Here is a 25104-nt window from a genome sequence, read left to right as displayed (position 1 = left end):
GCACGCTTGCGAGAAGGTGAGATTTGGATGTCGGCTCAAAGCCCGAGGCTACCCGCCAGCACGCGCGGAGTCTGCTGCTCACGTGCGTGCAGCAGAGCGAAGTAGCGGCGCAGCATCAGCACAGCGGTGGTGGCGAGCCCCGCGGTCAGCCCCCACCAGACCCCCGCCGCGCCCAGACCCGCCGGGAAGGCGAGCAGCAGCGCCGTGGGCAATCCCACACCCCAGTAGCCGACGAGCGAGAGCCGGAACCCCGCCGTGGTGTCCTTCAGCCCGCGCAGCAGTCCGACCGCCACGTTCTGCGCCGCGTCGAACAGCTGCAGCACGATGGCGATGAGCAACAGCCCGTGCGCCACGGCGACGGTGGTCGCGTCGGTGTCGTCCAGGAAGGGCAGCAGCACCAGATTCGGCGCGGCGACATAGGCCACGCCGGTGACGGCGGCGACCACCGCGACGTAGCGCAGCGCCAGCCAGGCCACCGCGCGCGCGTGCGGATACTCCTCGCGCGCAACGGCCTTGCTGACCAGGATGGACGCGCCGTGCGAGAGTCCGATCGCGACCTGGAACACGATGTAGACGACCTGGTAGACCACGTTGTGCGCGGCCAGCGCCGCCGCGCCGAGACTGCCCATGACCAGCGCGAGCACCGAGAACATCCCGGCCTCGGAACCGTAGGTCAGCGCGATGGGCGTGCCCAGGCGCAGTTCGGCGCGGACCGTGGCCCAGTGCACCGGCCACATGCGCAGCGGCAGTGTCGCCCCGAGCGCGGCGTCCCGGCGCACCATGGCCCAGAAGACACCGAAGGTGATCAGGAAGACCAGCGAGGTGGCCACGCCGATGCCGGTGAGCCCGAGTTCGGGCAGCAGATACCAGCCGTGCATGAAGGCAAGGGCCAGTACGACATTGAGCGCCACCGAGCCGAGCGTGACCAGCAGCAGTGCCTGCGGGCGCTGCATGCCGACGGTGTACTGCCGCAGCACCTGGAACCACAGGCAGGGCAGCAACCCGGGGGCCAGCGCGACCATCATGGGCCGTGCCTCGGCCAGCACCGCGGCGTCCTGGCCCAGCCAGCGCAGGGACCAGCCGAGGCCGATCAGCAGCACGCCGCCCAGCAAACCCGCGAGCGTGGCGATGAAGAAGCTCGAGCGAACCACCTCGCGCACTTCGACATCGGGCTTGCGGCCGCGCTTCTCGGCCCGGCTGACCACGGTCGCCACCTGATTGCCGGTGCCGGTGATCAGCCCGACGCACATGGTGCGAATCTGGTTGAACAGCACCAGCGCCAGCCCGCCCGCGGCCACCTGCCGCACCCCGAGCGAGCCCATCAGGGCGATGTTCGTGGTCGAGACCGCGACCTGGGCGAGCTGGGTGAGCGCGATGGGCATCGCCAGCGCGGTCAGCTGCCGCCCGTCGGATTGCCTGGCGACGTACATCATTCGGCGAGCGCCCGGTCCGGTCGCGGTGCGGCGGCGGACTCCGGGCCGGCCGGGGGCACCAGGATGGTGTGGGTGTCGTGCGGATCGCGCGTGCCGCGCAGGTCCGCCAGCAGGTCCGCGAGCACGGCGGCCCGGTCGGCCAGCTGCTTGCGATGCTTGTCCAAAGCGCGCAGCACCGCGTCCTCGTCGCCCTGGGCCAGGATCTCGCCGATGCGGTGGGCGGGCATGTCCGCCAGTTCGAGCAGCCGGATCAATTTCGCCTGCGGCAGTTGCTCGTCCACGTAGTCGCGCAGCTCGGACCCGCTCAGGCCGTTCTCGAGCGCGAAGGTGTCCGGCAGGGCGAAGTGCAGATCGCGCAGCACCTCGATCTCGCGGGGATCGGGGCGGCCGGGTGGTGTGCAGGCGCGCAGCACGGCCAGGACGGCGGCCTCGCGTTCGCGGTCCAGCAGATCGCGGTCGCTCATCCACTCGTCGTCGAACACGGTGTCGAGGTACTTCTCGCCGTCGTCGTTGATGACCACGACCACGACCGAATGGTCCGGGTAGGTGTTCAGCCGGGTCAGGGCGGTGTAGACCGAGCTGCCCGAGGAGCCGCCGATCATCAGCCCGAGTTCGGCGGCCAGCACGCGGGTGGTGGCGAAGGCGTCCGCGTCGGAGACCTTGACGCGGTCCTGCGCGTCGATCAGATGCAGATCCTCGTCCACGTGCAGGCCCGGATCGGCGCCCAGCGGCGTGCCGGTCCCGGACTGCCAGTAGTCGTGCGCGGGACCGCCGAAGGCGATCGAGCCCTCGGGCTCCACCCCGACCAGGCGTGGGGTGCGCCCGAGTTCGCGCAAGCCGCGCGCGGTGCCGAACAATGCGCCGCCGGTGCCGACGGCCGCGATCAGCACGTCGATTTTGCCGAGATCCGCGGCCAGTTCCGCCGCGAGCGCGTAATAGCCGATCGCGTTCGCCGAGTTGTGATGCTGCGCGGGGAAGTAGGCCGTCGGTCCTTGTTCGGCCGCCAATTTCTCGGCCAATTCCTCGCGGGCATTGGTGGACAGGCCCTCGTCGTCGCCATCGCCGACGAATACCAGCTCGGTGCCCATCGATCGCATTGCGTTCAGCTTGGACTTACAGGCGTGGTGATCGACGACGGCGGTGAACCGATATCCGCGCTCGCGCGCGACCACGGCCAGACCCAGTCCGGTATTGCCGGAGGTCGACTCGATGATGTGCCCGCCGGGCCGGAGCAGTTCGCGGCGTTCGGCCTCGAGGATCATGGCGCGGGCCATGCGAATCTTGGCCGCGCCGGTCGGGTTCATGGTCTCCAGCTTGAGAAAGACCCGGGATCCGGTCTCGGTGCTGACGGCGAGCTCGAACAGGGGTGTCTGCCCGATCAGCTCGGACACGCGCCTGACGATTACCGGCATTTAGGGATTCTCCTCGGCAAAGTTCTTCGAACGTGGGTTATGTGGGCGAGCCGACGCGCGGGCGGTCCATTGGAGATAGCCCCGGTCCGGCGGCAATAACGGGCGATGTCGGATTTTTTCGTCACGCCCGTGGAGCGCGGAGGTTCATGTCGTGCATTCGCGAAGCATGCAAAACGATAGTGCAGTCGCGGGGCGGCTGCCAGTGCTCCGTACGAGTGGCGATGCCGGAATGGGGCTAATTGTCAGCATTCGCCGGATTTACCGTCCAGCCGCCAGCGCAATTCGCCGTTCGCGGAGATCGCCGCGTCGTTCGCGGTGTGCAGTACCACCTTCGGCGGAACGGGCAGTTCGTGAAAGGCCGACTCATTGCTGTCCATCTGGTATCCGGCGGTATTCGGGTAGACGAGCAGGTCGCCGATTTCGGCGGGCCGGGGCAGCGGGATGCGCCGCCGGCTCAGCATGTCGTCCTCCAGGCACGAGGCACCGCCCACGCAGGTGGGGCTGAGCGCACCCGGGCGCGCCGGCCACAGCACCGGATCCGGCAGGTATTCGCTCTCGAACCATTGTTCGGACAGACTCAGGCTGGTGCCGTCCACGGTCAGGATGGCGTACCGATGCCCGTGCGCGGTCCGGGATTTCACACCCTGCACCCGGAAGACCGAACTGCCCGCCCGATCCAGCAGGGCGCGCCCGGGCTCGATGGCCAGGCGGATCCCGGCCGCGCGCAGGTGATCGGCCAGCCGCCGGTGCTCCAGGATGGCCGCGAGCATGGCCGGACCCGGTACGGGGCAGTGATAGGGGTAGTAGCTCTCGGGCGCTCGATCCCCGTGGAACCAGCGCGGATTCACCCCGTCGAGAAAGGTGCGCCAGGTGTCGGCCGCGACGTAGTTCACGCCGAAGCCGCCGCCGATGGAGATGGTGGTGACCGGATGGCCGAGCCCGCGCGCCTCGCGGCAGCGTTCGATCAGGGCCAGCGCCAATTCGGCGCGATCGGCCACCGCGTACCCGGTCAGGTGAAAACTGAAGCCCTCCAGGCGAATCGAGTCCTCGTCCGCGGCGGTCAGGGCCAGGTCGAGTTCGTCGCAGGTCAGGCCGAAGCGGCTGGTGCTGTTCGGCGGCAGCACCCGCAGCACGACGCGTGCGGGCCCGTCGCCGTTCGCCAGCGCCCCGAGCCTGGTTAATTCGTCCGGATCGTCGACCGCGACCAAGGCGCGATGGCGCACGGCCAGGCTCAGCAGGCGCGTGGACTTCGACGGTCCGGTGACCATGAGGTCGGTCCCGCGCACCCCACCGGAGAGCGCGGCGGTGAACTCCTGCGCGCTCGAAACATCCACGCCCGCACCGGCACGCGCGCACGCGCGGACCACCGCCGGGGACTTGTTGGCCTTCTTGCCGTAGTAGATGGCTCCCACCACGCCCTGGCCGGCGAACACGCGCTGGAATTCGCGGATATTGCGGACCACACGCTGGGGATACAGCAGATGGAACGGACCGCCGATCGCATCGGCCATGTCGCGCAGCAGGTTCGGGTCGGCGAGCACCCGCCGTTCCCAGTCGTCGCGGTGCGCGGGCATCGGCGTCGCGGTGATGGCGGACAACCCGCTCCGCCCGGTCGAGGCGGGCACGGTCTCGCTCTTCACGGTGTCGGTCAGCGCCGTCTCCGTTCCTCTGGCGCGCGGGCGCCGGTCAGTCCCACAGCGATACCTCGGTGCCGCGGCCCTCGGCGATGGCGCGGGTGGCCAGGGCGTGCGCGACCGCGATATCGGTCAGCACCAGGCCGCTGTTGTAGACGAAAACCCGTTCGTCGTCGGCGATCCGGGCGCTGGCGCGGCGGCTGAGAATATGGGGTAGCTCGGCGTCCACCCGGCGTAGCCGGCCGTCGGGACCGGCCATGTCGGTGCCGGTGAGCGCCATCTGCTCGGCGCTGGTGGCGACCACGCGGTCCGCCTCGTTGAGGGTGGAGGGCGCCAGGCCGTAGCCGACCAGCACCACCGTCGACCCCGGGGCCAGATCCCCGGCCTCGATCGCGACCCGGGTGCCCGGACCCGCGGTGGCCAGCACGATGTCGGCGGTGCGCGCGGCAGCGGCGGGGTCGGTCACCAGTTCCAGTTCGGCGTGCGGATTGTGCTGTCCCAGTTCCCGGTACACCGACTCGATGCCCTCGGGGTGGGTGCCGTAGAGCATGAGCCGGTTCAGATGCGGGTTGGCGGCCAGCAGATGCGGCAGCGCGTTGCGGCCCTGGGTGCCGGTGCCCACGAGCAGCACGCTGCGGGCGCCGGGGCGCGCGGCCTCGCGGGCGAGCAGCGCCGAGACCGCGGGCGTGCGCAGCGCGCCGACCCGCGCGCAGTCCATCATGGCGATGGGGATACCGGTGGCGTCGTCGTACAGGGTGATGGTCGTGTAGTACCGCTTGGTGCTGCGATCATGGTGCGGATCGAACTTGTACGAGGTCTTCATCGCGACCACTCGGCGGCGGCCGTCGCGGCCGAGCATCGCGTAGGCCACCGACCAGCCATCGGGGTGGGCGACGCTGAGTTTGCGCGGATTATCCGAATCACCGGATGCCAGAGCGAGATACGCGTCCTCGACGGCGCGCACCACCTCCGCCGGACTGATCGGAACATCTGCGAGGTCGCTGCGGCTGAGTACGCGCAGCGGGGTGGGTCGAGTAGTCAACTGCGGTTTCCTCGGATAGTGCGGAAGGGGGCCACCACCCGCTGGCCGTATCCGTTCTCGGTCGCTTCGGCCGCGGCGCGGCGGCGCTGGGGCAGCCGGATGTTGACTCGCTTGAGCCAGCGATCGGTGCCGTCGTAGCGGGGGGTGAACGGCACCCGTCCGTGCACCACGACATCATTGTCCACGAGCAACAGTTCCCCCGGGGTCAAAGCGGCGGTGATGCAGACCCTTTCGAGTTCCGTTGCCAAACGGTCATAGGCGGCCAGGAATTCGCCGTCCGCGCTGTCCAGCGGCGTGTAGGCCGGGTCGAAACGCAGGGTGAGCCCGCCCTCGTCGTCGCCGAGGGTGGCGACCGCCGGCGCGGGTTCGGTGTCGAAATCATCGCCGTAGGAGACATCGGGCAGAATGGGCAGCTCCCGCCGGCGCAGCCGTTCCCGTTGTGCCGCATCGAGTTCCACCCGGCGCACCGAGGAGACGGTGGTGCCGACCCGGTCCGGATTGCGCAGGCAGCCCAGCATGAGCAGATTGGCGCGCTGCGGGTGGAAGGCGTCCTCGGTGTGCGGGCTCAGCAGTGTGGTGCTGCTCGCGCCGGATTGCTCCTGTTCGTGGCCGGGGGTGGGCACGATGTTGTTCACCAGGCGTCCGCCCTGCTGGCCCTGCCAGCCGAAAGGCTCGCCCGCGCAACGCGCGAGCAGCAGCATGGTGACGTCGAGGGCGAACGAGGACGATGCCCGGTCCGGATCGCCCGCCCATTCGGCCGCCTGGCGCCAATCCACCGGCGTCGTACCGAGTTCGGTGTCGCACAGCGGTAGCTGCCCGATGACCGTGACGCCGGCCGCGGTGGCGGGCGCGCGCATGACCTGGTGCACGACCTCGGGCAATTCGGTGTAGCGGTCCTCGATGTGGCGTAACAGGGTCGCGTCCGACAGCGTGGTGGTTATCGCGGGGCTAGCGCCCAGTGTGACGGTGATCTCCTGCGCGAGCGCGCGTACCGATTGTCCGGCTTCCGCTGGCAGCTCGCGTCGTTCGAGTTCCGAAGGGTGAAGCGTCTGACGTTCGGAGAGAACGCTTTTCGCCAAGGGGGTGCCTTCCTGGCCTCGGAGTGAAGTGCGGTTTTTGGGTCCCGCAGGGAAGCTAGTGCGCCCCGGTAAATTTGGCAAGGCTTACCTAAGCGCGTGTCACAAAAATAGCTGAGAGGTATCAAAGAATAGCCGTGCCGGTCACCGGGGCGTATCGATCCGGCCGACACCTGCGCGCCCATGTTGACGTTCCTGGATGGCGCGCCGATCCATATGCATGATGGACAGGGTGCGTTTCACCAAGGCCGGTCTCGGCGCTGTCATGTCCCGTGCCGGCCTGTTGGGCACGGCGTCCGTTCTGGTGCTGCTGACCGGTTGCGGCTCAGTCGATCTCACTCCGATCCCGGATGGTACGCCGCCCGGCGCGGGCGCGCCGCTGCCCGTGATCGATCTGGATGCGCCGGGGCGCAGCGCAATTCAGTTGCGCGCGTGGGCCGATGACCAAGCCGGCAGCATGGGCATCCCCGCGGTCGCGCTGGAGGCGTACGGCTACGCGGCCGCCGTCATGGCGCGCTCGCGGCCCGACTGCGGAATCGGCTGGACCACCATCGCGGGCATCGCGAGCGTGGAGAGCAGACACGGCACCCACCGCGGCGCGAAGGTCGCCGACGACGGGAAGGTCACGCCCTCGATTCGCGGCATCGCGCTGGACGGCTCGCCCGGGGTGGCGCTCATCAGGGACAGCGACGGCGGCAAGCTCGACGGCGACACGGTCCACGACCGCGCCATGGGCCCGCTGCAGTTCATTCCCGAGACCTGGCAGCGCTACGGCGTCGACGCCAACGGCGACGGCGTAGCCGATCCGGACAACATCGACGACGCGGCCCTGACCGCGGCTCGCTACCTCTGCGTCAGCGGCGGCGACCTCACCGGCGCGCCCGGCTGGGAGAAGGCGCTGATGACCTACAACCAGTCCGCCGTCTATATGAAGACCGTCCGCGACCGCGCGGCCGCCTACAGCGTGGGACGCAAGGCATAACGGCGAGTCGCGCCGGACCGCAAGGCGAAACGGCGAGTCGCGCCTCCTGTGAATGGCGCAGCGGTGAGTCGAGATCGACGCGCCGGGTTCGCGGCCGTCTCGTTCTGGACTGAGTGGAGCGGGGGAGCGAAGCGGAGGAGCGGAGGGAGGGAAGAACGAGACTTCGGGGCCGCGAACCACGCCGGAGCGAAGCGGAGGCCAATGGCACAGAGGGCGAAATACACACTGCTAGGCTCGGGGCCTGCACGGGTTGTTCCGTGCGACCTGCCGAGTCAGTAGCCGAAGGAGTGTCGTTTCGTGGCCATCATCGAACAGGTCGGAGCCCGCGAGATCCTGGATTCGCGTGGTAACCCCACCGTCGAGGTCGAGATCGCTCTCGACGACGGCACCCTCACCCGCGCGGCCGTGCCGTCCGGCGCGTCCACCGGTGAACACGAGGCCGTCGAGCTGCGTGACGGTGGCGACCGCTACAACGGCAAGGGCGTGCGCAAGGCCGTCGAGGGCGTCCTCGACGAGATCGCGCCGGCCATCATCGGACTGGACGCCGTCGAGCAGCGCACCGTCGACCAGGCCCTGCTGGATCTGGACGGCACCCCGGACAAGTCACGTCTGGGCGCCAATGCCCTGCTGGGCGTTTCGCTCGCCGTGGCCCGCGCCGCGGCCGAATCCTCGGGCCTGGAGCTGTTCCGCTACATCGGCGGCCCGAACGCGCACGTGCTGCCCGTGCCCATGATGAACATCCTCAACGGTGGCGCGCACGCCGACACCGGCGTGGACGTGCAGGAATTCATGATCGCCCCGATCGGCGCGCCGACCTTCAAGGAAGCGCTGCGCTGGGGCACCGAGATCTACCACTCGCTCAAGTCGGTGCTCAAGTCCCAGGGGCTGTCCACCGGTCTCGGCGATGAGGGCGGCTTCGCCCCCGACGTCGCGGGCACCCGCGCCGCGCTGGACCTGATCTCCACCGCCATCGACAAGGCCGGCTACAAGCTGGGCACCGACGTGGCGCTCGCGCTCGACGTCGCCGCCACCGAGTTCTACACCGCCGGTTCGGGTTACAAGTTCGAAGGCGAGGTCCGCTCGGCCGCGCAGATGATCGAGTTCTACAGCGAGCTCATCACCCAGTACCCGATCGTCTCCATCGAGGATCCGCTGGACGAGGACGACTGGGACGGCTGGGTCGCGCTCACCGACCTCATCGGCGACAAGGTGCAGCTGGTCGGCGACGACCTGTTCGTCACCAACCCCGAGCGGCTCGAAGAGGGCATCGCCAAGGGCGCGGCCAACGCGCTGCTGGTCAAGGTCAACCAGATCGGCACCCTGACCGAGACCCTGGACGCGGTCGACCTCGCGCACCGCAACGGCTACAAGACGATGATGAGCCACCGGTCCGGCGAGACCGAGGACACCACCATCGCCGACCTGGCCGTCGCCGTGGGCTCGGGCCAGATCAAGACCGGCGCCCCGGCGCGCTCGGAGCGCGTGGCCAAGTACAACCAGCTGCTGCGCATCGAGGACGCGCTGGGCGACTCCGCGCGCTACGCGGGCGATGTCGCGTTCCCGCGTTTCGCGTTCGAAGGCTGAAAGTCCACGACAACCGCTGAGTTTCGAGGGGTGAGATGACGGAGCGACGGGCGCGGGGTACCAGTCCGGCAGGACGCGGTGACCGCCGCCCGTCGCGTACCGCCAAACCTCGGACCGGCGGCGCGGGCGCCAAGCGCACCCAGACCACGCGCAGCGGGTCGGGGGAGAGCAGGCGCGGTAGGACCACAGCGGCCAAGGCCGCGGTCGGCAGGCGCACCGCGCGGGCCAAGAACCAACGGCCCGAACGCAAGATCCTCGGCATGTCCACCGGCCGGGCGGTGCTGCTGGCCGCCGTGCTGTGCGGTCTCGCGCTCACCCTGGCCGTGCCGCTGCGCACCTACTTCACCCAGCGCACCGAGGCGGCCGAACTCGCCGCCCAGCGTGAGCAACTCGTCGACGACGTGGCGCGCCTGCGCGATCGTCGTGCCGAACAACAGGATCCGGCCTACATCAAGCGCGAGGCGAAGGACCGGCTGCGGCTGGTCATGCCCGGCGAGACGGCCTACATCGTGCAGGTGCCCGGCATGGAACAACCGGCCGTGCCCATCCAGCCCACCAAGACCAGGGAACCCGATCCCTGGTACACCGAGCTCTGGCGCAGCATTTCCGCGCCGCAGCCCGCAAGTTCAGCCGAGGAAGGACAACCCAGGTGACCGCATCCGAGAACAGCCGCCCCGGGGACGAAGCGCCCAGCGAGCGGGATCTCGAGATCGTCGCCAAACAGCTGGGCCGTGAGCCGCGCGGCGTGCTCGCCATCGCCTATCACACCCCCGACGGTCTGCCCGCCGTGGTGAAGACGCAGCCGAAGCTGCCCGACGGCACGCCCTTCCCGACCCTGTACTACCTGACCGATCCCCGGCTCACCGCCGAGGCGAGCCGGCTGGAGACCACGGGGCTGATGAAGGAGATGAGCGAACGGCTCACCCGCGACGCGGAATTGGCGGCCTCCTACCGCGCCGCGTACGACAGCTTCATGGCCGAGCGCAACGCCATCGAGGATCTGGGCACCGATTTCGCCGGCGGCGGCATGCCGGATCGGGTCAAATGCCTGCACGTGCTCATCGCGCATTCGCTGGCCAAGGGGCCGGGCCTGAACCTGCTCGGCGACGAAGCGGTGGCGCTCGCGGCCGAGAACGGGTTGCGCGGTACCGCGATTCCGGCAGACTGGCCGCAGGCCGAGCAGTATCGGGGCAAGCCGGAAGATTCGATCTCGGAGGAGTAGTTGTCATGGGTGAGCGGATCGCCGCGATCGACTGCGGCACCAACTCGATTCGACTACTGATCGCCGACGCGGTCCGGGACGGCGACGCCACGCCGCCGCACCTGACCGATGTGCATCGCGAGATGCGCATCGTGCGGCTCGGGCAGGGCGTGGACGCCACCGGCGCGCTGGCTCCCGAATCCATCGAACGCACCCGGGTCGCGCTGGCCGACTACGTCGACCTCATGATCGAGCACAAGGTGACGCGGGTCCGCATGACCGCCACCTCCGCCACCCGCGACGCGAGCAATCGCGAGGACTTCTTCACCATGACCGCCGCCGAACTCGGCCGCGCGGTGCCCGGGGCACAGGCCGAGGTCATCACCGGCGACGAGGAGGCCCGGCTGTCCTTCGCCGGCGCGGTCGGTGAATTGTCCAGCGAGCAGGGACCTTTCGTTGTCGTCGATCTCGGCGGCGGCTCCACCGAGGTGGTACTCGGGGACAGTTCGGGCGTGCAGTCGGCGTACTCGGCCGACATCGGCTGCGTGCGCATCACCGAGCGCGCGCTGCACGGCAATCCGCCCACCCCGGAGGAAGTGGCCTCGGCGCGGTTCTTCGCCTCCGAGCGGCTGGCGCAGGCGTTCGGGGTCGTGCCGGTCGAGCGGGCGCACACCTGGGTCGGGGTGGCCGGCACCATGACCACGCTGGCGGCCGTCGCGCTGGATCTGCCCGAATACGACTCGGAGCGCGTGCATCTCACCCGGCTGTCGGGCGCGGATCTGCGGGCGGTGTGCGATCGGCTGATCAAGATGAACCACGACGAGCGGGCCGCGCTCGGGCCGATGCATCCCGGGCGGGTGGACGTGATCGGCGGCGGTGCGGTGATCGCCGAGGTGCTGGCCGACGAGCTGGCGCGGCGGGCGGGGATCGACGAGTTGATCGTCAGCGAACACGACATTCTGGACGGGATCGCGCTGTCCATCGCGTGAGTGCCGGTTTGTGGCCGGTGTGTTCCGCGGGCGCGGCGGGTTTTCGGATGTCGTGACGGATTTCTTCGGGGCCGTGGCTACCAGCCACGGCCCCGTTTCACGTGGTCGGGACCTCGGCGCGAGCGCGCCACAACTCGCGATCTGACAACGGCAGCTATTTTTTGCCCGGACTGGCAAACTGAGGACCGCTGCCGAGTCTGATTCGACCCGGGTACATGCGGGAATTCTCGAGACATACGTCAACAACTGAGGTTGCTGTCAGATTGCCCGGTATGGGAGGGTCTGGATCATGTCGGAAGTAGCACGCGAGGACATCGCGCCGGTTCAGCGCACGTTGTTCGGGCATCCCATCGGGCTCGCGAATCTCTTCGGTGTGGAGCTGTGGGAACGGTTCTCGTTCTACGGCATGGTCGCGATCCTCGGCTACTACCTGTACTACTCCGTCTCCGAGGGCGGCCTCGATCTGCCGAAGGCCACCGCCACCGGCATCGTCGGCGCGTACGGCGGCCTCGTCTATCTCTCCACGGTGCTCGGCGGCTGGATCGCCGACCGGGTGCTGGGGATGGAGCGCACGGTCTTCTACGGCGGCGTGGTCGTGATGGCCGGGCACATCGCCCTGGCGCTGCTGCCCGGGCTCGCCGGCGTCGGGGTCGGCCTGGTGCTGGTCGCGCTGGGATCTGGTGCGCTCAAGGCCAATGCATCCTCGCTGCTGGGCACGTTCTACGACAAGGACGATGCCCGTGTGGACGGCGGCTTCACGCTGTTCTACCTCGGGATCAACCTGGGCGCGTTCATCGGGCCGCTGATTACCGGTGTGCTGCAGCGCAATATCGGCTTCCACTGGGGGTTCGGCGCGGCCGCGGTCGGGATGGCGCTGGGGCTGACCCAGTACGTGGTGTTCCGCCGCAACCTCGGAACGCACGGGCGTGAGGTTCCCAATCCGCTGCCGCGCCAGCAGATTCCGCGCGTTCTGGGGTTCGTGGCGGTGCTCGGCGTGCTGGTCGCGGTAGCCGCGCTGACGGGTCTGCTGACGCTGTCGAACCTGCCCGACGTGACCACCGGCGTGATCGCGCTGGCCGCGCTGACCTACTTCGTGATCATGCTGCGCAGCCCGAAGGTGGAGCCGATCGAGCGCACCCGCGTGCGCGCGTTCATTCCGCTGTTCATCGCGAACGCGGTGTTCTGGTCGCTGTTCCAGCAGATCTTCACGGTGCTGGCCGTGTACTCCGACGAACGCATCAACTGGAACGTCTTCGGCTGGGACGCGCCGCCGAGCTGGATCAGCTCGATGGAGCCGGTCTGGATCATCACGCTGTCCCCGCTGTTCGCGCTGCTGTGGACGCGCCTGGGCAATCGCGCCCCCAGCACCCCGCGCAAGTTCGCCCTCGGCGTGATCGGGATGGGCGTGGCCTTCATGCTCTTCGTCCTCTACTCCGGCAGCGAGGGCAAGACGGTCCCGATCCTGTTCGTGTTCCTGGTCCTCGGCGGCTTCGCGGTCTCGGAGCTCCTGCTGTCCCCGATCGGCCTGGCCGTCACGACGAAGCTGGCCCCCAACGCCTTCCGCGCCCAGATGATGGCCCTCTACTTCTTCTCCGTCGGGATCGGGACGTCGATGTCCGGCTCCCTGTCGAAGTTCTACGATCCCTCCCACGAGTTCGCCTACTTCGGCCTGACCGGCTTGGTGGCGATAGCGGTAGGCATCGTGGTCTGGCTGATAGCCCCCCGAATCAGCAGCCACATGGAAGGCGTCCACTAACCCGCCCCCGCCCCCCGAAAACCCCCTCCCACCACCGAAAACCCGCCCCCACTCCCGACTCCCGCGCCACCCCCGCCCGGCCCCTTCCGTTCCCCACCCCCGTTTTCCCCCCCCAGAATCGGCGGTCAGCCTCCTTCCAGCCAGACCGTACGGCTCGGTACTCTGACCCAGACGCCCCCGTAGCCCAATTGGCAGAGGCAGTGGACTTAAAATCCACCAAGTGTCGGTTCGAACCCGACCGGGGGCACCGCCGCGCCGCTCATCCCAGCGTGTGCAGATTCGTCAGGTGGGTTGCGCGGGGAGCGTCGCTCGTGGCGGCGTCACGACGGAAGTCGGCGGCGGAAAGTCTGCGGCGCTGTTCCAGGAGAACGGTGAGACCCACCACCGCGGCGTCGTTTCCGTGGTCCATCGCGCGGCGATACCAGAATTCAGCTTCCTCGAGTTCGCCGCGTCGCCTCAGCAGATACCCGACGCGATGCATCGCGAGTGCGTGGTTCTTGTCCGCGGCGGCCCGGAACCAGACTTCGGCTTGGGCCTCGTCACCACGTGTCTGCAAGAGCACCCCGAGGTTGAACATTCCCGCGCTGTTCTCCGCACCTGCAGCCCGGCGGTAGCAGCTTTCGGCCGCGACCGCATCGCCGCGCAGCTTCAAGTGGTCGCCGTGGGCGACGAGTGCGTCAGGATCCTCTGGGTCTGGGTCTGGGTCTGGGTCTGGGTCCGGATCGGGGTCCGGGCCCGGATTGTCCTCGGGGCCAGCGGATTCTTCGTCGAGTTCGCGGCGATGTCTCCGCAGGATCACGAGATTGTGGATGGCCTGCGGCTGGTCGTGTTCGGCGGCCCGGCTATACCACATCTCGGCCTCGTCGAGTTCGCCTCGTCCGTCCAGCACCCAGCCGAGACCTGCCATCCCATCGACACTGCCGCCTTCGGCCGCGCGCCGAAACCACGTTTCGGCGTCGGTGAGCTCACCGCGCTCGCTGAGCAGGACTGCGAGGTTGGTCATTGCGGCGACATCGTTGTTGTCCGCGCCGCGGCGGTAGTACTGCTCGGCTTCGGCCAGTTCGCCCCGCTGCTTCTTCAGGTTGCCGAGGCCGAGCAGTCCGCCCGCGTGCCCGTTGTCGGCGGCGTATCGATACCACCCCTCGGCTTCGGCGAATCCGCCCTGTTCGATCAGCAGCCGCGCGAGACTGTAGATTGCCTCGACGCTGCCTTCCTCGACCGCGCGCCGGATACACCCTTCCGCCTCGTCGAACGCGCCCCGCTCCTTCAGTGTCAATCCGAAGTCGAGAAGCGTGGCGGCGAAATCATCCGATTCCGCAGGCGGATACCAGATCTCATCGTCGTTGGGCTCGCCGGGCGTGGTTACATCCGCAGCTGCATCCCGCGGTACGAACGTGCCGGTGGTGAGTGCGCCGCCGAACTCGGCGGCGAATTCGGTACAGGTGCGATAGCGGTCGGCAGGGTCCTTGGCCATGGCCTTGGCGATCACCGCATCGAGCTCGACCGGAAGGTCGGGCCGCCACACCCGCGGGGACGGCGGCGGATAGTACATGTGCGCGTAGAACACGATCTGCCCGCCGAATCGGTAGGGCAGGTGACCCGTGAGAAGTTCGAATGCCGTGCAGCCCAGCGCATAAACATCGGCGCGGTGATCGATCTCGTGAGCTCCGGTGAAAAACTCCGGCGCCGTGTACGCGAACCTCGTGGCGGTGTCCGAAACCAAACCGGAGCCGGCGAGCGAGCGTGAAATCCCGAAATCGGTCAACACGGCTCGTTCGCCGTCGTCGTCGCTTTCGACCAAAACGCTGGCCGGTTTGACATCACCGTGCAGTACACCCTGGGAGTGGGCGTACTGCAAAGCCGCTGCGGCACCGTTGATCAGCCTTGTCACTCGATCGGGTTCGAGACCGCCCGGAGCGGCGCCGAGCAGCCCGGAGAGGTCACCGCCCGCGATATCGCGCATTGCCAGCCAGAGCTGGTTGTCTTTCGGGCCACTCCGGTCGTAGACGGGCACGATGTTCGGATGGTCGAGACTCGACATCAGTTCGACCGCGCACTCGAATGCGGCCCGAGTCCGGTATTCCGCAGGGAGCCCGCGTATTACCTTCAAGGCCACCACACGATCCGACTTCGAATGCCGTGCCAGATACACCGCGCCCATCGCACCGTCGCCGATCCGCTGCAGGATCTTGTAATCGGTGATCATCGCCCCGCCCGCACCATCGCCACACCTCCCGAGGCATGCGCGCGGTCATCGCTCGTATGCCGAAAAACAGTGATCCAGACAGTAATACAGCTGGACGACACGAAACCCTCGAGGATCCGGCTGCGCCGTGATTGGTTCGAGTGGTGACCGCGTCTCTGTCACAAGGTGGCGGCGAACAACGACGATCCGGGTAGTTTGCTTTGGGCAACGCCACGCGGGAACGAGGCCCGAAGCTCACTTCGGCGAGGACATGGTGGTGTGCGATGAGGAGAACTGCGTGACCGGCTTCAGTGAATACCGGCCGCACGGTGAGTATTTGTGTTTCAGGAGGCGGATCCCGGAGGAGGTCGAAAGCTCGGAGGACTTGTTCTCCGATGCGCTCCGGGTACGCGAGCATCTGGCGGATGTGGTGCGCCCGAATGGGTTCGTTTTCTGGTTCACCTACGCGATCGATGACCTCTATATCGATGTGAACGACCCGAGGCCGCCGGGGTCGTACTGGGAGATTCTCGATCGTGAGATGCCGTCGTGGGAAGGCGAGCCGGCCCCTGCCGTCACCAGGCGGTATTCGGCTCTGACGGACGTTGCCCTGACCTCAACCTATCGGGAAGCGTTGAGCTCCTTCACTTGCCCGCCGGGCTTGTTCGTGATGTTCAAAGAAATCATGCCCGTCGGCATTTCCGCCCGTTTGGCGGGGGAGAGTGTCCCGCCGAACACGCCGGTCCTTCCGGTTACATTGTGGGACAACACTTTCGACTTACCCGTCAGTAGTGATGCCGAGGGCAGGAACTGGCTCGCTCCGTTACCCCAGCATGCCCGCTACCTACCGCCCGTGAATTTCACCATCGGCTTCGAGAGCATCCTGACGCTCAACCTCGACGTCCATTGGGGGCGTTGGTTGCAGGAAGGAACAGGGGAGCACGCGCTGGTGCAGTCGGCTTTGGATTCGTTGGTCGCAGACGGCTGGGAGCCTCCCAGTGGCGGTGCTCGGCATTTCCGGATCTGATGCCCCTCTCACCCCGCGGTAGAGACGCCCACGACATCGTCGCGGGAGCGTGGCCCGCGCCGAGCGGTAGCCGGCCGGGTTACCGGGGCGGGTCAGCGATTCAGCCGGGCCGGGTTGCCGCCCCAACTGGCCGCTCGCGCTCTCTGATTCGGATCCGAGAGGCGGCGGGGTGAGGTGCCGTCGGGGTTCATGATCCAGATCTCCGCGCCGGTGACGACCTTCGCGGAATTCTCTATCCAGCGGGTTGCCAGCAGGTGAGCGCCGTCGGGGGCGAAGGCAGGGAGCGTGGTGGCGTAGTAGTAGGGGGACGAGGGTAGGGACGTGTCAGTAGTAGAAGCAGACCAGATCCAACTCGGCGGAGCCGCAGTACTTCGCCCAGTCCACGACCTGTTCCACCGCCTCCTGTACTTCCTCGTCGATATCGGCGGAGAGGGCGGGTTCGAGCTTCTCGATCATCCCGGCCATGAACTCACGCGGGGTGCAGCCTATTGCCGGGACATCCCAGATATTCGGCAGGGGAACGGTTTCGCCGCTGATCAGTTCCTCGAACGGTTCGAAGCAGACTTCGATGCTACCCAGTTCGTCCTCGATGTACGCGAGCCAGGTGCCACGCGCCCGCTCCCAGCCCTCGTTGCCGAGTGCGGTGCCCAGGTGGTCGCAGAGTCGCTCGAAGCAGTACCCGTAAACCGCCGCGTACTTCTCGACATCGGGCTGGTCCTGATACCCCGCCTCGACGATCATGCGAACCAGAGCGTCGCGGCCGGACGGTGGGGTGCCGCCCGGGTACCAGTACGTGGATTCCTTGTCGAGCGAGTCGAGTTCCCCACCCAGTTCACCCACCAGCTCCGTCGCCAGTTCCCGGTCGCCGCTACCGATCACCGCTCGAATACGTTGAATATCAACGGCATACACCATGAATCCGCGACTCATCAAAGCTCCTCTGCTTCATCTGCGCGAGCGACGGTAGCAGCGGGGCACGACAATGGCCTCGTCCGGACTTTCGATCGCATTGCTCGTGAGGTTCGGCCCGCTCGCGCGATAGTTGGCGACGGTGCCGGGGTTCGGAAGGTGTGGGCCGTGATAAGGATGCCGCGGTGCCAGGCACTTCAGGATCTGAGCACCCCGGCCGGGAATGGGTGGGGTGGCGGCGTTGTTTCGGGAATTTGGAGCCGCGTCGGCTAGTTGGAAGGAAGTTTTGCGTATGTCACAGGAATCGGCCGGGGTACCCTCGCTCGCGCTGGACGAGCTGTTCGAAGAGGTTCAGGTGGGTGGGTTGCGGTTGCGGAACCGGTTCGCGATGGCCCCGATGACACGGAGCAAGTCGCCGGGTGGGGTGCCTAACGCGGAGAACATCGGCTACTACCGCGACCATGCCGCCGGCGGAGTCGGGCTGATCATCACCGAGGGGACCTACGTCCGGGGGCCGGCCGCCGGGCCCGATCTGGCCGTGCCGCATTTCTACGGCGAGGAGAGCGCCGCGGGATGGCGCGAGGTCGTGGACGCGGTGCACGCGCAGGGATCGGCCATCGTTCCGCAGCTGTGGCATATGGGCGCTTCGCGCGGCGGCAGCCCCAAGTTCGAGCCGGAAGTGCCGACGGTGAGCCCGTCCGGGGTGAAGGCCAGTGGCAAGCCGGTCGGGCGGGCCCTGACGAACGACGACCTCGACACGCTCATCGAGTCCTATGTGGAGTCGGCGCTGCTGGCCCAGCAGCTCGGCTTCGACGGCATCGAGGTGCACGGCGCGCACGGCTACCTGCTCGACCAATTCTTCTGGGGTACAACCAATCTCCGCACCGACGAGTACGGCGGTCCGCTGCGGCAGCGCGCGGCGTTCCCCGCCCGCGTCGTGGCCGCGGTGCGCGAGGCAGTCGGCCCCGCCTTCCCCATCATCTACCGCTTCTCCCAGTGGAAGGGCGACGACTACACCGCCCGCATCGCCGAAACCCCCGGCGAGCTCGAGGAACTCCTGACCCCGCTGGTCGACGCGGGCGTGAACGTCTTCCACGCCTCGGTCCGCCGCCACTGGGTCCCCGAATTCACAACGCACGCCGAGGATGTCAGCCTCGCGGGCTGGACCAAGAAGGTGACCGGCCTCCCGGTCATCACCGTCGGCTCGGTGGGCGTGGACAAGGTCTTCCTCGGCGACGGAATCGACGAGACCCAGGCCCAGCGCTTCTCGGTCCTGCGCGACCAGTTCGCCCGCGGCGAGTTCGACCTGGTGGCCGTAGGCCGCGCCCTCCTCGCCGACCCCGAGTGGGTCAACAAGGTCCGCGACGGCCGCCTGGCCGACATCATCCCGTTCCGCTGACCGCTGTCCCGAGGACCCGGAAGCCGATACCAACCGGCTTCCGGGACCAATCCTTTTGCTCGGGTTGGACGACGAACTCGGCTGCATTGCGGGACAAGTGGATTCACGTGTGGCTGTTCAGACCTCGCATCCGGTCGGAGTGTGACGGGCACGGCAGGGGAATAGGGCATGTGTCCGATGGTGTGGGTCCCGGGGCGGGACATATGTTCGGAGATCGAAGTTCGAATCGGTTTCCGGGACAGACTTTCCGGACCCAGACCGGAGGAGATTCACCAGCCATGACGCGAAACAACAAGGCTGTCAACGGGGTTCGTATCGCCGCGGGAGCAGCGGTGCTGGGTATCGCGACCAGCGCGAGCATTCTGGCCGCCCCCACGGCCTCGGCCACGGTGACCGGCATCGCGATCGCCCCCGGCCTCACCCTCGGCATCCACGCTCAGGGCACCGGCTGCTCCTACACGATCACCGCCACCGTCGACGACAACAGCAAGCGGGTCTACTTCTACGAAGAAGGCCAGGGCCCCTCCGGTTTCGCCGACGCCCAGCCCGTCGGCGGCGAGGCGAAAGTGACCTGGACCCCCACCTCCACGAAGCCCACCTACATCTACGCCTTCCAGCCCGGCGCGACCGCTCAGATCCGGCAGCCGGTCGACATCGGCACCGGCGTGAACCTCGGCTCCGCCTGTCTCGCCTACTGATTCGGCGCGCCCGCTCACCTGCGGCGAACCGGCGAACCACCCCGTTTCAAAGGACTTGCGGATCGGCGGACTTGTCGGGAAGCTGTGGTAGCTATTTGCGCGTGAGAAGTGAGCGTGAGCGTCGTTCCGGCGCTGCGAGTTCGAAGGTGGGGAAGACAATGTCCAAGAGAAGCTGGCTCGTTGGTGCCGTCGCGGTCGTCGCGGTACTGGTGGCGGGGTGCAACGGGTCGGACGGGACGACGGCCAAGTCGACCACCACCAAGGCCGCTGCCACCACCACGTCCGCGAAGTCGACCGCACCGGCCGCGCCGCTGCAGAACCGGCGCGCGGAGAACGGCGCGATCGTGCAGCAGGCCGGGCTGAACGGCACCGGCACGCTGGAGATCGACAACGGCAACAGCAAGGACTACGCCATCGTCGTCACGAACGGCAGCCCGTCGTCGCCGCAGGCCACGATCTACGTGCAGGGCAATTCCAAGGCCACGCTCGAGGGCATCGCCGGTACGTACTACGTGTACCTCAAGACCGGCACCGACTGGGATCAGGCCGCGCTCGGCTTCACCCGCGACAAGGACTTCCAGAAGTTCGACGACTCCTTCGACGCCGACTCCGACTGGGAGATCACGCTGAAGCCCTCGGTCGGCGGCAACGCCAGCACCAGCGACGTGCCGGCGTTCTGATTCGGCCGATCACGGGAACGCTCGGCAACCGAGCGCGACCCCGCGATACCTGAGTATCGAAAGGGGCGTCCCGCACCGGGACGCCCCTTTTCGTGCGCGCGAAGCAATGTTTTAGACGCATGCGTCTGTGACTTGTGCCCGATCCAACCGGCTGGGTAATGTGCACCACATCTTAGATGCTCGTGTCCAACAATGATGCTGGGGTGTACGCGATATGGCCGCATGGAACTGGCGACCGCGGGGGAACGCAACACGATCACGGCGATCGGCCGGCGCACTCGTGCTCGCCCTGATCGCCGCGACGATGACGACGGCGGTTCCGGCCGCGGTCGCGGCTCCCTACGACGGCCCCGTGCAACCCGCCCCGCCGTTCCTGAGCTCACCGGTCATCCCGGAGTTCGACACCTTCTACCGCCCGCCCGCCGACGCGGTGGCGGCCAAGGCCCCCGGTGAGATCATCGCCGTCCGCCAGGTCAACGTGGCGACCTACAACGTGCTCCCGCTCAACGTCGACGCCTGGCAGGTCTCGTACCGCTCCAACGACAGCCGCGACCAGCCCATCGGCGCGGTCGCGACCCTGCTGAAGCCGCGCGGCGAAGTACCGCACGGAACGCGAAACCTGTTGTCCTACCACATGGCCGAGGACTCGACGGGCCAGTACTGCGCCTCGTCCTACGCGATCCAGCAGTGGGCGGTCCCCGGATTCGTCACCGGCCAGGCCGTCGCCTCCATCGCCTTCCTCGAAGTCCAGGTCGCGCTACAGCAGGGCTGGGCGGTGGTGGTGCCCGACCATCAGGGTCCGAACGCAGCCTTCGCCCACGGCCCGCTCGCCGGACGCATTGCCCTGGACGGCATTCGAGCCGCCGAGAACTTCGAGCCGCTCGGCCTGGACGGCGCCGCGACCCAGGTCGGCATGATGGGCTACTCCGGCGGCTCGGTCCCCACCATGTGGGCTGCGGAAATGCGCAAAACCTATGCGCCGGAACTGAATATCGTCGGTGCGACCTCCGGCGGCACCGACGCCGATCTCGGTGCGCTCGTGGACCTGGCCAACAACAACGCCGCCTCGGGCCTCGTGCTGGCGGGCGTCATCGGATTGGCGCACGAGGAACCGGAATTCGCGGCCTTCCTGCGCGAGAACACCAATCCGCTCGGCCAGTTCCTGCTGGCCGCCAAGGATCGACTGTGCGTGGTCTATCAGGCGGCCTCGCTGCCGTTCATGAATCTGAAGGGCCTGTTCACCACCCCGGGTGATCCGCTGCTCGCCCCCGCCGCCCAGGCGGTGCTCGATCGCACCCGCATGGGCAAGTCGGTCCCCGACATGCCGGTCTTCCTGTACCAGGCGAACATGGACTGGCTGGTCCCCGTCGGCCCGGTGAACACGCTCTACGGCGCCTACTGCCAGGACCCGAACGCGAACATCACCTACACCCGCGACCACGCCAGCGAGCACCTGAGCCTGGAGGCGATCGCTCTCCCGAGCGCCATGATGTGGATGCGCGACCGCTTCGCCGGCAAGCCCACCGCCGGCGGCTGTCAGCTCACCGACGTCGGCTCGATGACCCTCAACCCCGCTACCTGGGGCGAATGGGTGTCGATCATCGGCGGCGAACTCGCCGCCTTCCTGAATCAGCCGATCGGCAGCCGCTGATCGCCGGCTGATCCGCGTCGGGCAGCATCCGGCGCGGATCAGCTCTTTCCGAGAGCCTTGGCCAGCTGTGCCTTCGTCATCTTCGAGCGCCCCTCGATATTGCGCTGCCTGGCCTCGTTGTACAGCTGATCGCGGGTCAGCCCCTTCGGCCCGCGCGTCCCGGAGCGCTGCCCGCCCCGCTGCTGCGGCGACTTGCCCTCCAGGGACGTCCGGCTGGCGGTCTTGGTCTGCCCCGCCCGCGCGCGATTCTTGTTGACCGTGCGCGCGGCGATCTCCTTGGCGCGCTTCTCGCCCGTCCCGCGATCCTCGGCCGAATCGCGGATGTGCTCGTACTGGCGTTCCTGCTTGTCGGTCCATTCCTTCGGCATCTCGAACCTCCCGCGTCGCATCGGTTCGCCCACACGCGAGTTCCGCGGTCACCGCTCACACGGCCCGGCCGCTCGCCCATGGGTTCACCGGCGCGATACCCCGCACCCGGGTCCGCAAACACCCCGCTCCCGCCGGGCTGCGGGGGTGAAGTGTCGTGGCGCTAGCGCGCGAGCAACCCCTTCGCGATATGCGTGACCTGGATTTCGTTGCTGCCCGCGTAGATCATCAGCGACTTCGCGTCGCGGGCGAGCTGCTCCACCTTGTACTCGGCCATGTACCCGTTGCCACCGAACAACTGGACCGCCTCCATGGCGACCTCGGTCGCCGCGCGCGAGGAGTACAGCTTCATGGCCGAAGCCTCGGCGAGCGAGACCGGCTTGCCCGCCGCCGTGCGCTCGATCGCGTTGAACACCATGTTCTGCACGTTGATTCGGGCGATCTCCATCTCGGCCAGCTTGAGCTGGATGAGCTGGAACTGCGCGATCTCCTTACCCCAGAGCTTGCGGGATTTCGCGTAATCCACACTGAGCCGGTGGCATTCGTTGATGATGCCCAGGGCCAGCGACGCGATGCCGATGCGCTCGGCCGCGAAAGACTCCTTGGCGCTGTCCTTTCCGTCGCCCTTGGCCGGGTTCTCGGTCTCACCGAGCAGCCGATCGGGGGTGATGCGGACGTTGTCGAAGAACAGCTCGCCGGTGGGGGAGGAGTTCATGCCCATCTTCTTGAACGCGGCGCTCTGGGTGAACCCCTCCATGCCCCGGTCCAGGACGAAGGTCAGCACCTTGCGATCGCGCTTGTCGACGCCGTCGCCCTCGTCGAGCTTGGCGTAGACCACGGTCACGTCCGCGTGCGGGCCGTTGGTGATGAACGTCTTCTGCCCGTTGAGGATGTAGTCCGCGCCGTCGCGGCGCACGTAGGACTTCATGCCGCCGAAAGCGTCCGAGCCCGAATCGGGTTCGGTGATCGCCCACGCGCCGACCTTGGCCATGGTCACCAGCTCGGGTAGCCACCGCTTCTTCTGCGCGAGGGTGCCGCGACTGCGGATGGTGCCGACGGTCAGCCCCAGGCTCACGCCCATGGAGGCCACCAGTCCCAGGCTGATCCCGGCCAGCTCGCTGTTGAGGATGACCCCCATGCTGCCCGACCCGCTGAACCCGCTGCCGCCCTTGCCGGTGGCGCCGGATTCCTCGCGCGCGATCGCCTTCTCCAGCCCCTCGCGGGCCATCTCGTCCAGGCCGAAGGTCGCGTACAGCTTGCGAATGATGTCGAACGGCGGCAGCGCGCCGCTCTCCAGCTGGTCGACGTGCGGCCGGACCTCCTTGTCGATGAAGCCGCGCAGGGCGTCGCGGAACATCAGGTCTTCGTCGGACCACTGGTACATGCGCTGAACTCCCGAGGGGATCGCCGGAACTGTCTCCCCGAATATAGAACACGTTCTAGATTTGCCGGGTGGCCCGGCACCGAACCGCGGCGCGCGGACTCGGGCGCGCGCGGCTCGGTGACCGTCCGGCTCGCTCAGGGCGCGGGTGCGACCCCCGGGCTCGCCTCGGACAGCACGGTGACATGCCGGATGAATCCCGAGAGCCCCGGCACTTCGCGCGGCTTGCTCCAGGTCTGGAAATTGTCGTAGCTGTCGCTGTAGAGATAGGTCTCGTCGATATAGGAATCGAAGAACATGCGCCAGCCGCCGTTGGGCAGCCTGGTCACCGACTGCCCTTCGCGGGGCGAGCCCCACCCCGCCCAATCATCCTTGGCCACAAAGGTATACGGGCCGACCGGCGAATCCGCCGTCGCGAGTTCGATCAGCTTGGTCGTCTCGTTCTTGGTGAAGGCGTAGTAGCGCGTGCCGATTCGGGCCACGGTCGTGTCGATGTACCCGTAGGAGGCGTCGTCGCCGGGCTCGGGGCACAGTCCGATCATCGGCGTGGGCTCGGTCCACGCGGTGGGCGAGGACGGGTCGGTGGTCGTCATGAGATTGGGCGTGAAGCGGTACCCGTCCGACAGCGACACCATGACGTGTATCCGCCCGTCGCCGTCGATGAGCCACTCCGGGGCCCAGGCCGAGGTCACGCCGGGGAGTGTGAACTCGTAGTCGTACAGGTGCGCCCACGTCACCCGGTCCGTGCTGCGCGCGAAACCGATGGTGTGCCCGTCCCAGGCCGTGGTGTACGCCAGGTAGTACACGCCGTCGGTGTGCCGGAACATGCACGGGTCGCGCATCAATCCGCTCGGCGGGGTGTAGGCCTGCGCCTTCACCAGGTCGAACGTCATGGCGTCGTTCGACTCGTAGACATAGAGATCGGTCTCGCTGTCATTGGTGAACGCCGTCATGGTGTACCGCCGTGAGGGCGCTTGTGCGGCCGCGACGGCGGCGGACCCCAGCGCGAGCACCGCGGGCAGACCCACCGCGGACGCCAACAGTGCGCGCCGACTCATGAACCCCATCAGTCACCTCCGTCTCGCTGGCAACATCGCATCCATCATGGCTGCCGATGCGCGTGCGGACGGCGCGCGACACTCCATACGTCACGGACCGAGATCCCGGGGGTGGCGCGACCCGGCCCGACCGGCCGCGGCGGGTCAGTTCTGTTGCCAGAGCACCGGGTTCTCGGGCCAGGCCGCCGGATCCTGCGGGCACAGGCTCGCCGACCGGGTGGTGTGCGCGGGACCCGCGCCGGGATCGAAGGCCCACTGCGCGATCGGCCCGGCCGCCTTCCAGTACAGGTTGCCGTTCTGCGCCACCACCCGATACTGCTGTTCGGCCCCGTCGATGAGCTGCGCGCCCACGCAGTAGTCGGTGTACTCGCTGCCCGGCTGCACCGCGCCGATGCTGAAGGTGCCGGCGGGCCGGGTGCGCGCCCCGGGATTGGCCACCGTGCTCCGACCGCCGACCGCCGCGCCGCGCACCCACTCCGGCGCACCGTGGCCGTCGGCGGAACAGGTGTAGGCGGCACCGCCGGCGACGACCCCCGTGCCCGAGGCGTAACCGGTTCCCGCCCATAGACACTCGGCGCCGGGCGCCGGGGCGGCAGCGGCCGCGGCCGCGCCGATGAAGCTCACCGCGGCGGTCGGCGTGC

The 25104-nt window shown here is 67.9% G+C and carries 21 protein-coding genes, 1 tRNA gene and 1 pseudogene; 12 read left to right on the top strand and 11 right to left on the bottom strand.

Features of this window, described 5'->3' with window-relative positions; translation table 11 throughout:
* Positions 1–35: 35 nt before the first annotated feature.
* From ABZ319_RS28625 to ABZ319_RS28605, 5 genes are all read right to left on the bottom strand, one after another.
* Positions 36–1433 (bottom strand): MATE family efflux transporter, encoded by a 1398-nt coding sequence (locus ABZ319_RS28625; protein ID WP_354989598.1) that lies wholly within the window; start codon positions 1431–1433, stop codon positions 36–38.
* Positions 1430–2824, bottom strand: a complete 1395-nt coding sequence (locus tag ABZ319_RS28620) for a pyridoxal-phosphate dependent enzyme (RefSeq protein ID WP_354989597.1) — start codon at positions 2822–2824, stop codon at positions 1430–1432. The genes ABZ319_RS28625 and ABZ319_RS28620 overlap by 4 nt, the downstream gene beginning before the upstream one ends.
* A gap of 263 nt (positions 2825–3087) precedes the next feature.
* Positions 3088–4485 (bottom strand): Y4yA family PLP-dependent enzyme, encoded by a 1398-nt coding sequence (locus ABZ319_RS28615; RefSeq protein ID WP_354989596.1) that lies wholly within the window; start codon positions 4483–4485, stop codon positions 3088–3090.
* Between the two features lie 46 nt (positions 4486–4531).
* Entirely contained in the window at positions 4532–5521 is a 990-nt protein-coding gene (locus ABZ319_RS28610) for an ornithine cyclodeaminase family protein (protein ID WP_354989595.1), read from the bottom strand.
* Positions 5518–6600, bottom strand: a complete 1083-nt coding sequence (locus tag ABZ319_RS28605; protein ID WP_354989594.1) for a TauD/TfdA family dioxygenase — start codon at positions 6598–6600, stop codon at positions 5518–5520. The genes ABZ319_RS28610 and ABZ319_RS28605 overlap by 4 nt, the downstream gene beginning before the upstream one ends.
* A gap of 220 nt (positions 6601–6820) precedes the next feature.
* Between ABZ319_RS28605 and ABZ319_RS28600 the strand changes: the two genes are divergently transcribed.
* The 7 genes from ABZ319_RS28600 (at position 6821) to ABZ319_RS28570 (ending at position 13356) form a co-directional block, all read left to right on the top strand.
* Positions 6821–7579, top strand: coding sequence for a lytic murein transglycosylase (locus ABZ319_RS28600; protein WP_354989593.1), 759 nt, complete (start codon positions 6821–6823; stop codon positions 7577–7579).
* 297 nt (positions 7580–7876) lie between these two features.
* Positions 7877–9163 carry a phosphopyruvate hydratase gene (eno, locus tag ABZ319_RS28595; RefSeq protein ID WP_354989592.1) on the top strand — a complete coding sequence of 429 codons (1287 nt, stop codon included), beginning with the start codon at positions 7877–7879 and terminating at the stop codon, positions 9161–9163.
* A gap of 35 nt (positions 9164–9198) precedes the next feature.
* A complete protein-coding gene (locus ABZ319_RS28590) occupies positions 9199–9816 on the top strand; it encodes a septum formation initiator family protein (RefSeq protein ID WP_354989591.1) in 618 nt (205 codons plus the stop codon).
* On the top strand, positions 9813–10385 hold the full coding sequence (locus ABZ319_RS28585) for a DUF501 domain-containing protein (RefSeq protein WP_354989590.1): 573 nt from the start codon (positions 9813–9815) through the stop codon (positions 10383–10385). Before ABZ319_RS28590 ends, ABZ319_RS28585 begins: the two co-directional genes overlap by 4 nt.
* 5 nt (positions 10386–10390) lie before the next feature.
* Positions 10391–11353, top strand: a complete 963-nt coding sequence (locus ABZ319_RS28580; RefSeq protein WP_354989589.1) for a Ppx/GppA phosphatase family protein — start codon at positions 10391–10393, stop codon at positions 11351–11353.
* Between the two features lie 289 nt (positions 11354–11642).
* A complete protein-coding gene (locus ABZ319_RS28575) occupies positions 11643–13109 on the top strand; it encodes a peptide MFS transporter (RefSeq protein WP_354989588.1) in 1467 nt (488 codons plus the stop codon).
* A gap of 173 nt (positions 13110–13282) precedes the next feature.
* A tRNA-Leu gene (locus ABZ319_RS28570) sits at positions 13283–13356 on the top strand.
* 12 nt (positions 13357–13368) lie between these two features.
* On the opposite strand, the gene ABZ319_RS28565 is transcribed toward ABZ319_RS28570, so the two are convergent.
* A complete protein-coding gene (locus ABZ319_RS28565; protein ID WP_354989587.1) occupies positions 13369–15315 on the bottom strand; it encodes a protein kinase in 1947 nt (648 codons plus the stop codon).
* Between the two features lie 277 nt (positions 15316–15592).
* Here ABZ319_RS28565 and ABZ319_RS28560 point away from each other — a divergent pair, with 277 nt between their 5' ends.
* Positions 15593–16321, top strand: coding sequence for a hypothetical protein (locus ABZ319_RS28560; protein ID WP_354989586.1), 729 nt, complete (start codon positions 15593–15595; stop codon positions 16319–16321).
* Positions 16322–16645: 324 nt separating this feature from the next.
* Here ABZ319_RS28560 and ABZ319_RS28555 read toward each other — a convergent pair whose 3' ends face one another.
* Positions 16646–17251, bottom strand: a complete 606-nt coding sequence (locus ABZ319_RS28555; protein WP_354989585.1) for a hypothetical protein — start codon at positions 17249–17251, stop codon at positions 16646–16648.
* Between the two features lie 271 nt (positions 17252–17522).
* On the opposite strand from ABZ319_RS28555, the gene ABZ319_RS28550 reads away from it, so the two are divergent.
* From ABZ319_RS28550 to ABZ319_RS28535, 4 genes are all read left to right on the top strand, one after another.
* Positions 17523–18629 (top strand): NADH:flavin oxidoreductase, encoded by a 1107-nt coding sequence (locus tag ABZ319_RS28550; RefSeq protein WP_354989584.1) that lies wholly within the window; start codon positions 17523–17525, stop codon positions 18627–18629.
* A 278-nt stretch (positions 18630–18907) separates the two neighbouring features.
* Entirely contained in the window at positions 18908–19327 is a 420-nt protein-coding gene (locus tag ABZ319_RS28545) for a hypothetical protein (protein ID WP_354989583.1), read from the top strand.
* Positions 19328–19485: 158 nt separating this feature from the next.
* Complete coding sequence (locus ABZ319_RS28540) at positions 19486–20007, top strand: hypothetical protein (protein ID WP_354989582.1); 522 nt, start codon at positions 19486–19488, stop codon at positions 20005–20007.
* A gap of 280 nt (positions 20008–20287) precedes the next feature.
* Positions 20288–21658, top strand: coding sequence for a lipase family protein (locus tag ABZ319_RS28535; RefSeq protein WP_354989581.1), 1371 nt, complete (start codon positions 20288–20290; stop codon positions 21656–21658).
* Positions 21659–21696: 38 nt separating this feature from the next.
* Here the strand turns inward: ABZ319_RS28535 and ABZ319_RS28530 are convergent, their stop codons facing one another.
* The 4 genes and pseudogenes from ABZ319_RS28530 to ABZ319_RS28515 all read right to left on the bottom strand — a co-directional run.
* The gene (locus ABZ319_RS28530; RefSeq protein ID WP_354989580.1) at positions 21697–22026 is read right to left on the bottom strand and encodes a plasmid stabilization protein; all 330 of its coding nucleotides are present in this window, start codon (positions 22024–22026) and stop codon (positions 21697–21699) included.
* 161 nt (positions 22027–22187) lie between these two features.
* Complete coding sequence (locus ABZ319_RS28525; protein WP_354989579.1) at positions 22188–23408, bottom strand: acyl-CoA dehydrogenase family protein; 1221 nt, start codon at positions 23406–23408, stop codon at positions 22188–22190.
* Positions 23409–23542: 134 nt separating this feature from the next.
* Positions 23543–24472 carry a glycoside hydrolase gene (locus tag ABZ319_RS28520; RefSeq protein WP_354989578.1) on the bottom strand — a complete coding sequence of 310 codons (930 nt, stop codon included), beginning with the start codon at positions 24470–24472 and terminating at the stop codon, positions 23543–23545.
* 135 nt (positions 24473–24607) lie between these two features.
* Positions 24608–25104 (bottom strand): annotated as a pseudogene (locus ABZ319_RS28515) (hypothetical protein); the annotation flags it as partial.

It is taken from the genome of Nocardia sp. NPDC005978, from assembly GCF_040614455.1.
In the GTDB taxonomy this organism is placed as follows: Bacteria; Actinomycetota; Actinomycetes; order Mycobacteriales; family Mycobacteriaceae; genus Nocardia.
This window is presented reverse-complemented; position numbering and strand designations above follow the sequence as displayed.

Excerpts from the sequence above, each read along its gene's own strand:
- ABZ319_RS28625 (WP_354989598.1), bottom strand. The coding sequence starts at position 1,433 with ATGATGTACGTCGCCAGGCAATCCGACGGGCGGCAGCTGACCGCGCTG.
- ABZ319_RS28575 (WP_354989588.1), top strand. The coding sequence starts at position 11,643 with ATGTCGGAAGTAGCACGCGAGGACATCGCGCCGGTTCAGCGCACGTTG.
- ABZ319_RS28600 (WP_354989593.1), top strand. The coding sequence starts at position 6,821 with ATGGACAGGGTGCGTTTCACCAAGGCCGGTCTCGGCGCTGTCATGTCC.
- ABZ319_RS28545 (WP_354989583.1), top strand. The coding sequence starts at position 18,908 with ATGACGCGAAACAACAAGGCTGTCAACGGGGTTCGTATCGCCGCGGGA.
- ABZ319_RS28520 (WP_354989578.1), bottom strand. The coding sequence starts at position 24,472 with ATGGGGTTCATGAGTCGGCGCGCACTGTTGGCGTCCGCGGTGGGTCTG.
- ABZ319_RS28590 (WP_354989591.1), top strand. The coding sequence starts at position 9,199 with ATGACGGAGCGACGGGCGCGGGGTACCAGTCCGGCAGGACGCGGTGAC.
- ABZ319_RS28565 (WP_354989587.1), bottom strand. The coding sequence starts at position 15,315 with ATGATCACCGATTACAAGATCCTGCAGCGGATCGGCGACGGTGCGATG.
- ABZ319_RS28540 (WP_354989582.1), top strand. The coding sequence starts at position 19,486 with ATGTCCAAGAGAAGCTGGCTCGTTGGTGCCGTCGCGGTCGTCGCGGTA.
- ABZ319_RS28525 (WP_354989579.1), bottom strand. The coding sequence starts at position 23,408 with ATGTACCAGTGGTCCGACGAAGACCTGATGTTCCGCGACGCCCTGCGC.
- ABZ319_RS28580 (WP_354989589.1), top strand. The coding sequence starts at position 10,391 with ATGGGTGAGCGGATCGCCGCGATCGACTGCGGCACCAACTCGATTCGA.
- ABZ319_RS28550 (WP_354989584.1), top strand. The coding sequence starts at position 17,523 with ATGTCACAGGAATCGGCCGGGGTACCCTCGCTCGCGCTGGACGAGCTG.
- ABZ319_RS28530 (WP_354989580.1), bottom strand. The coding sequence starts at position 22,026 with ATGCCGAAGGAATGGACCGACAAGCAGGAACGCCAGTACGAGCACATC.
- ABZ319_RS28555 (WP_354989585.1), bottom strand. The coding sequence starts at position 17,251 with ATGAGTCGCGGATTCATGGTGTATGCCGTTGATATTCAACGTATTCGA.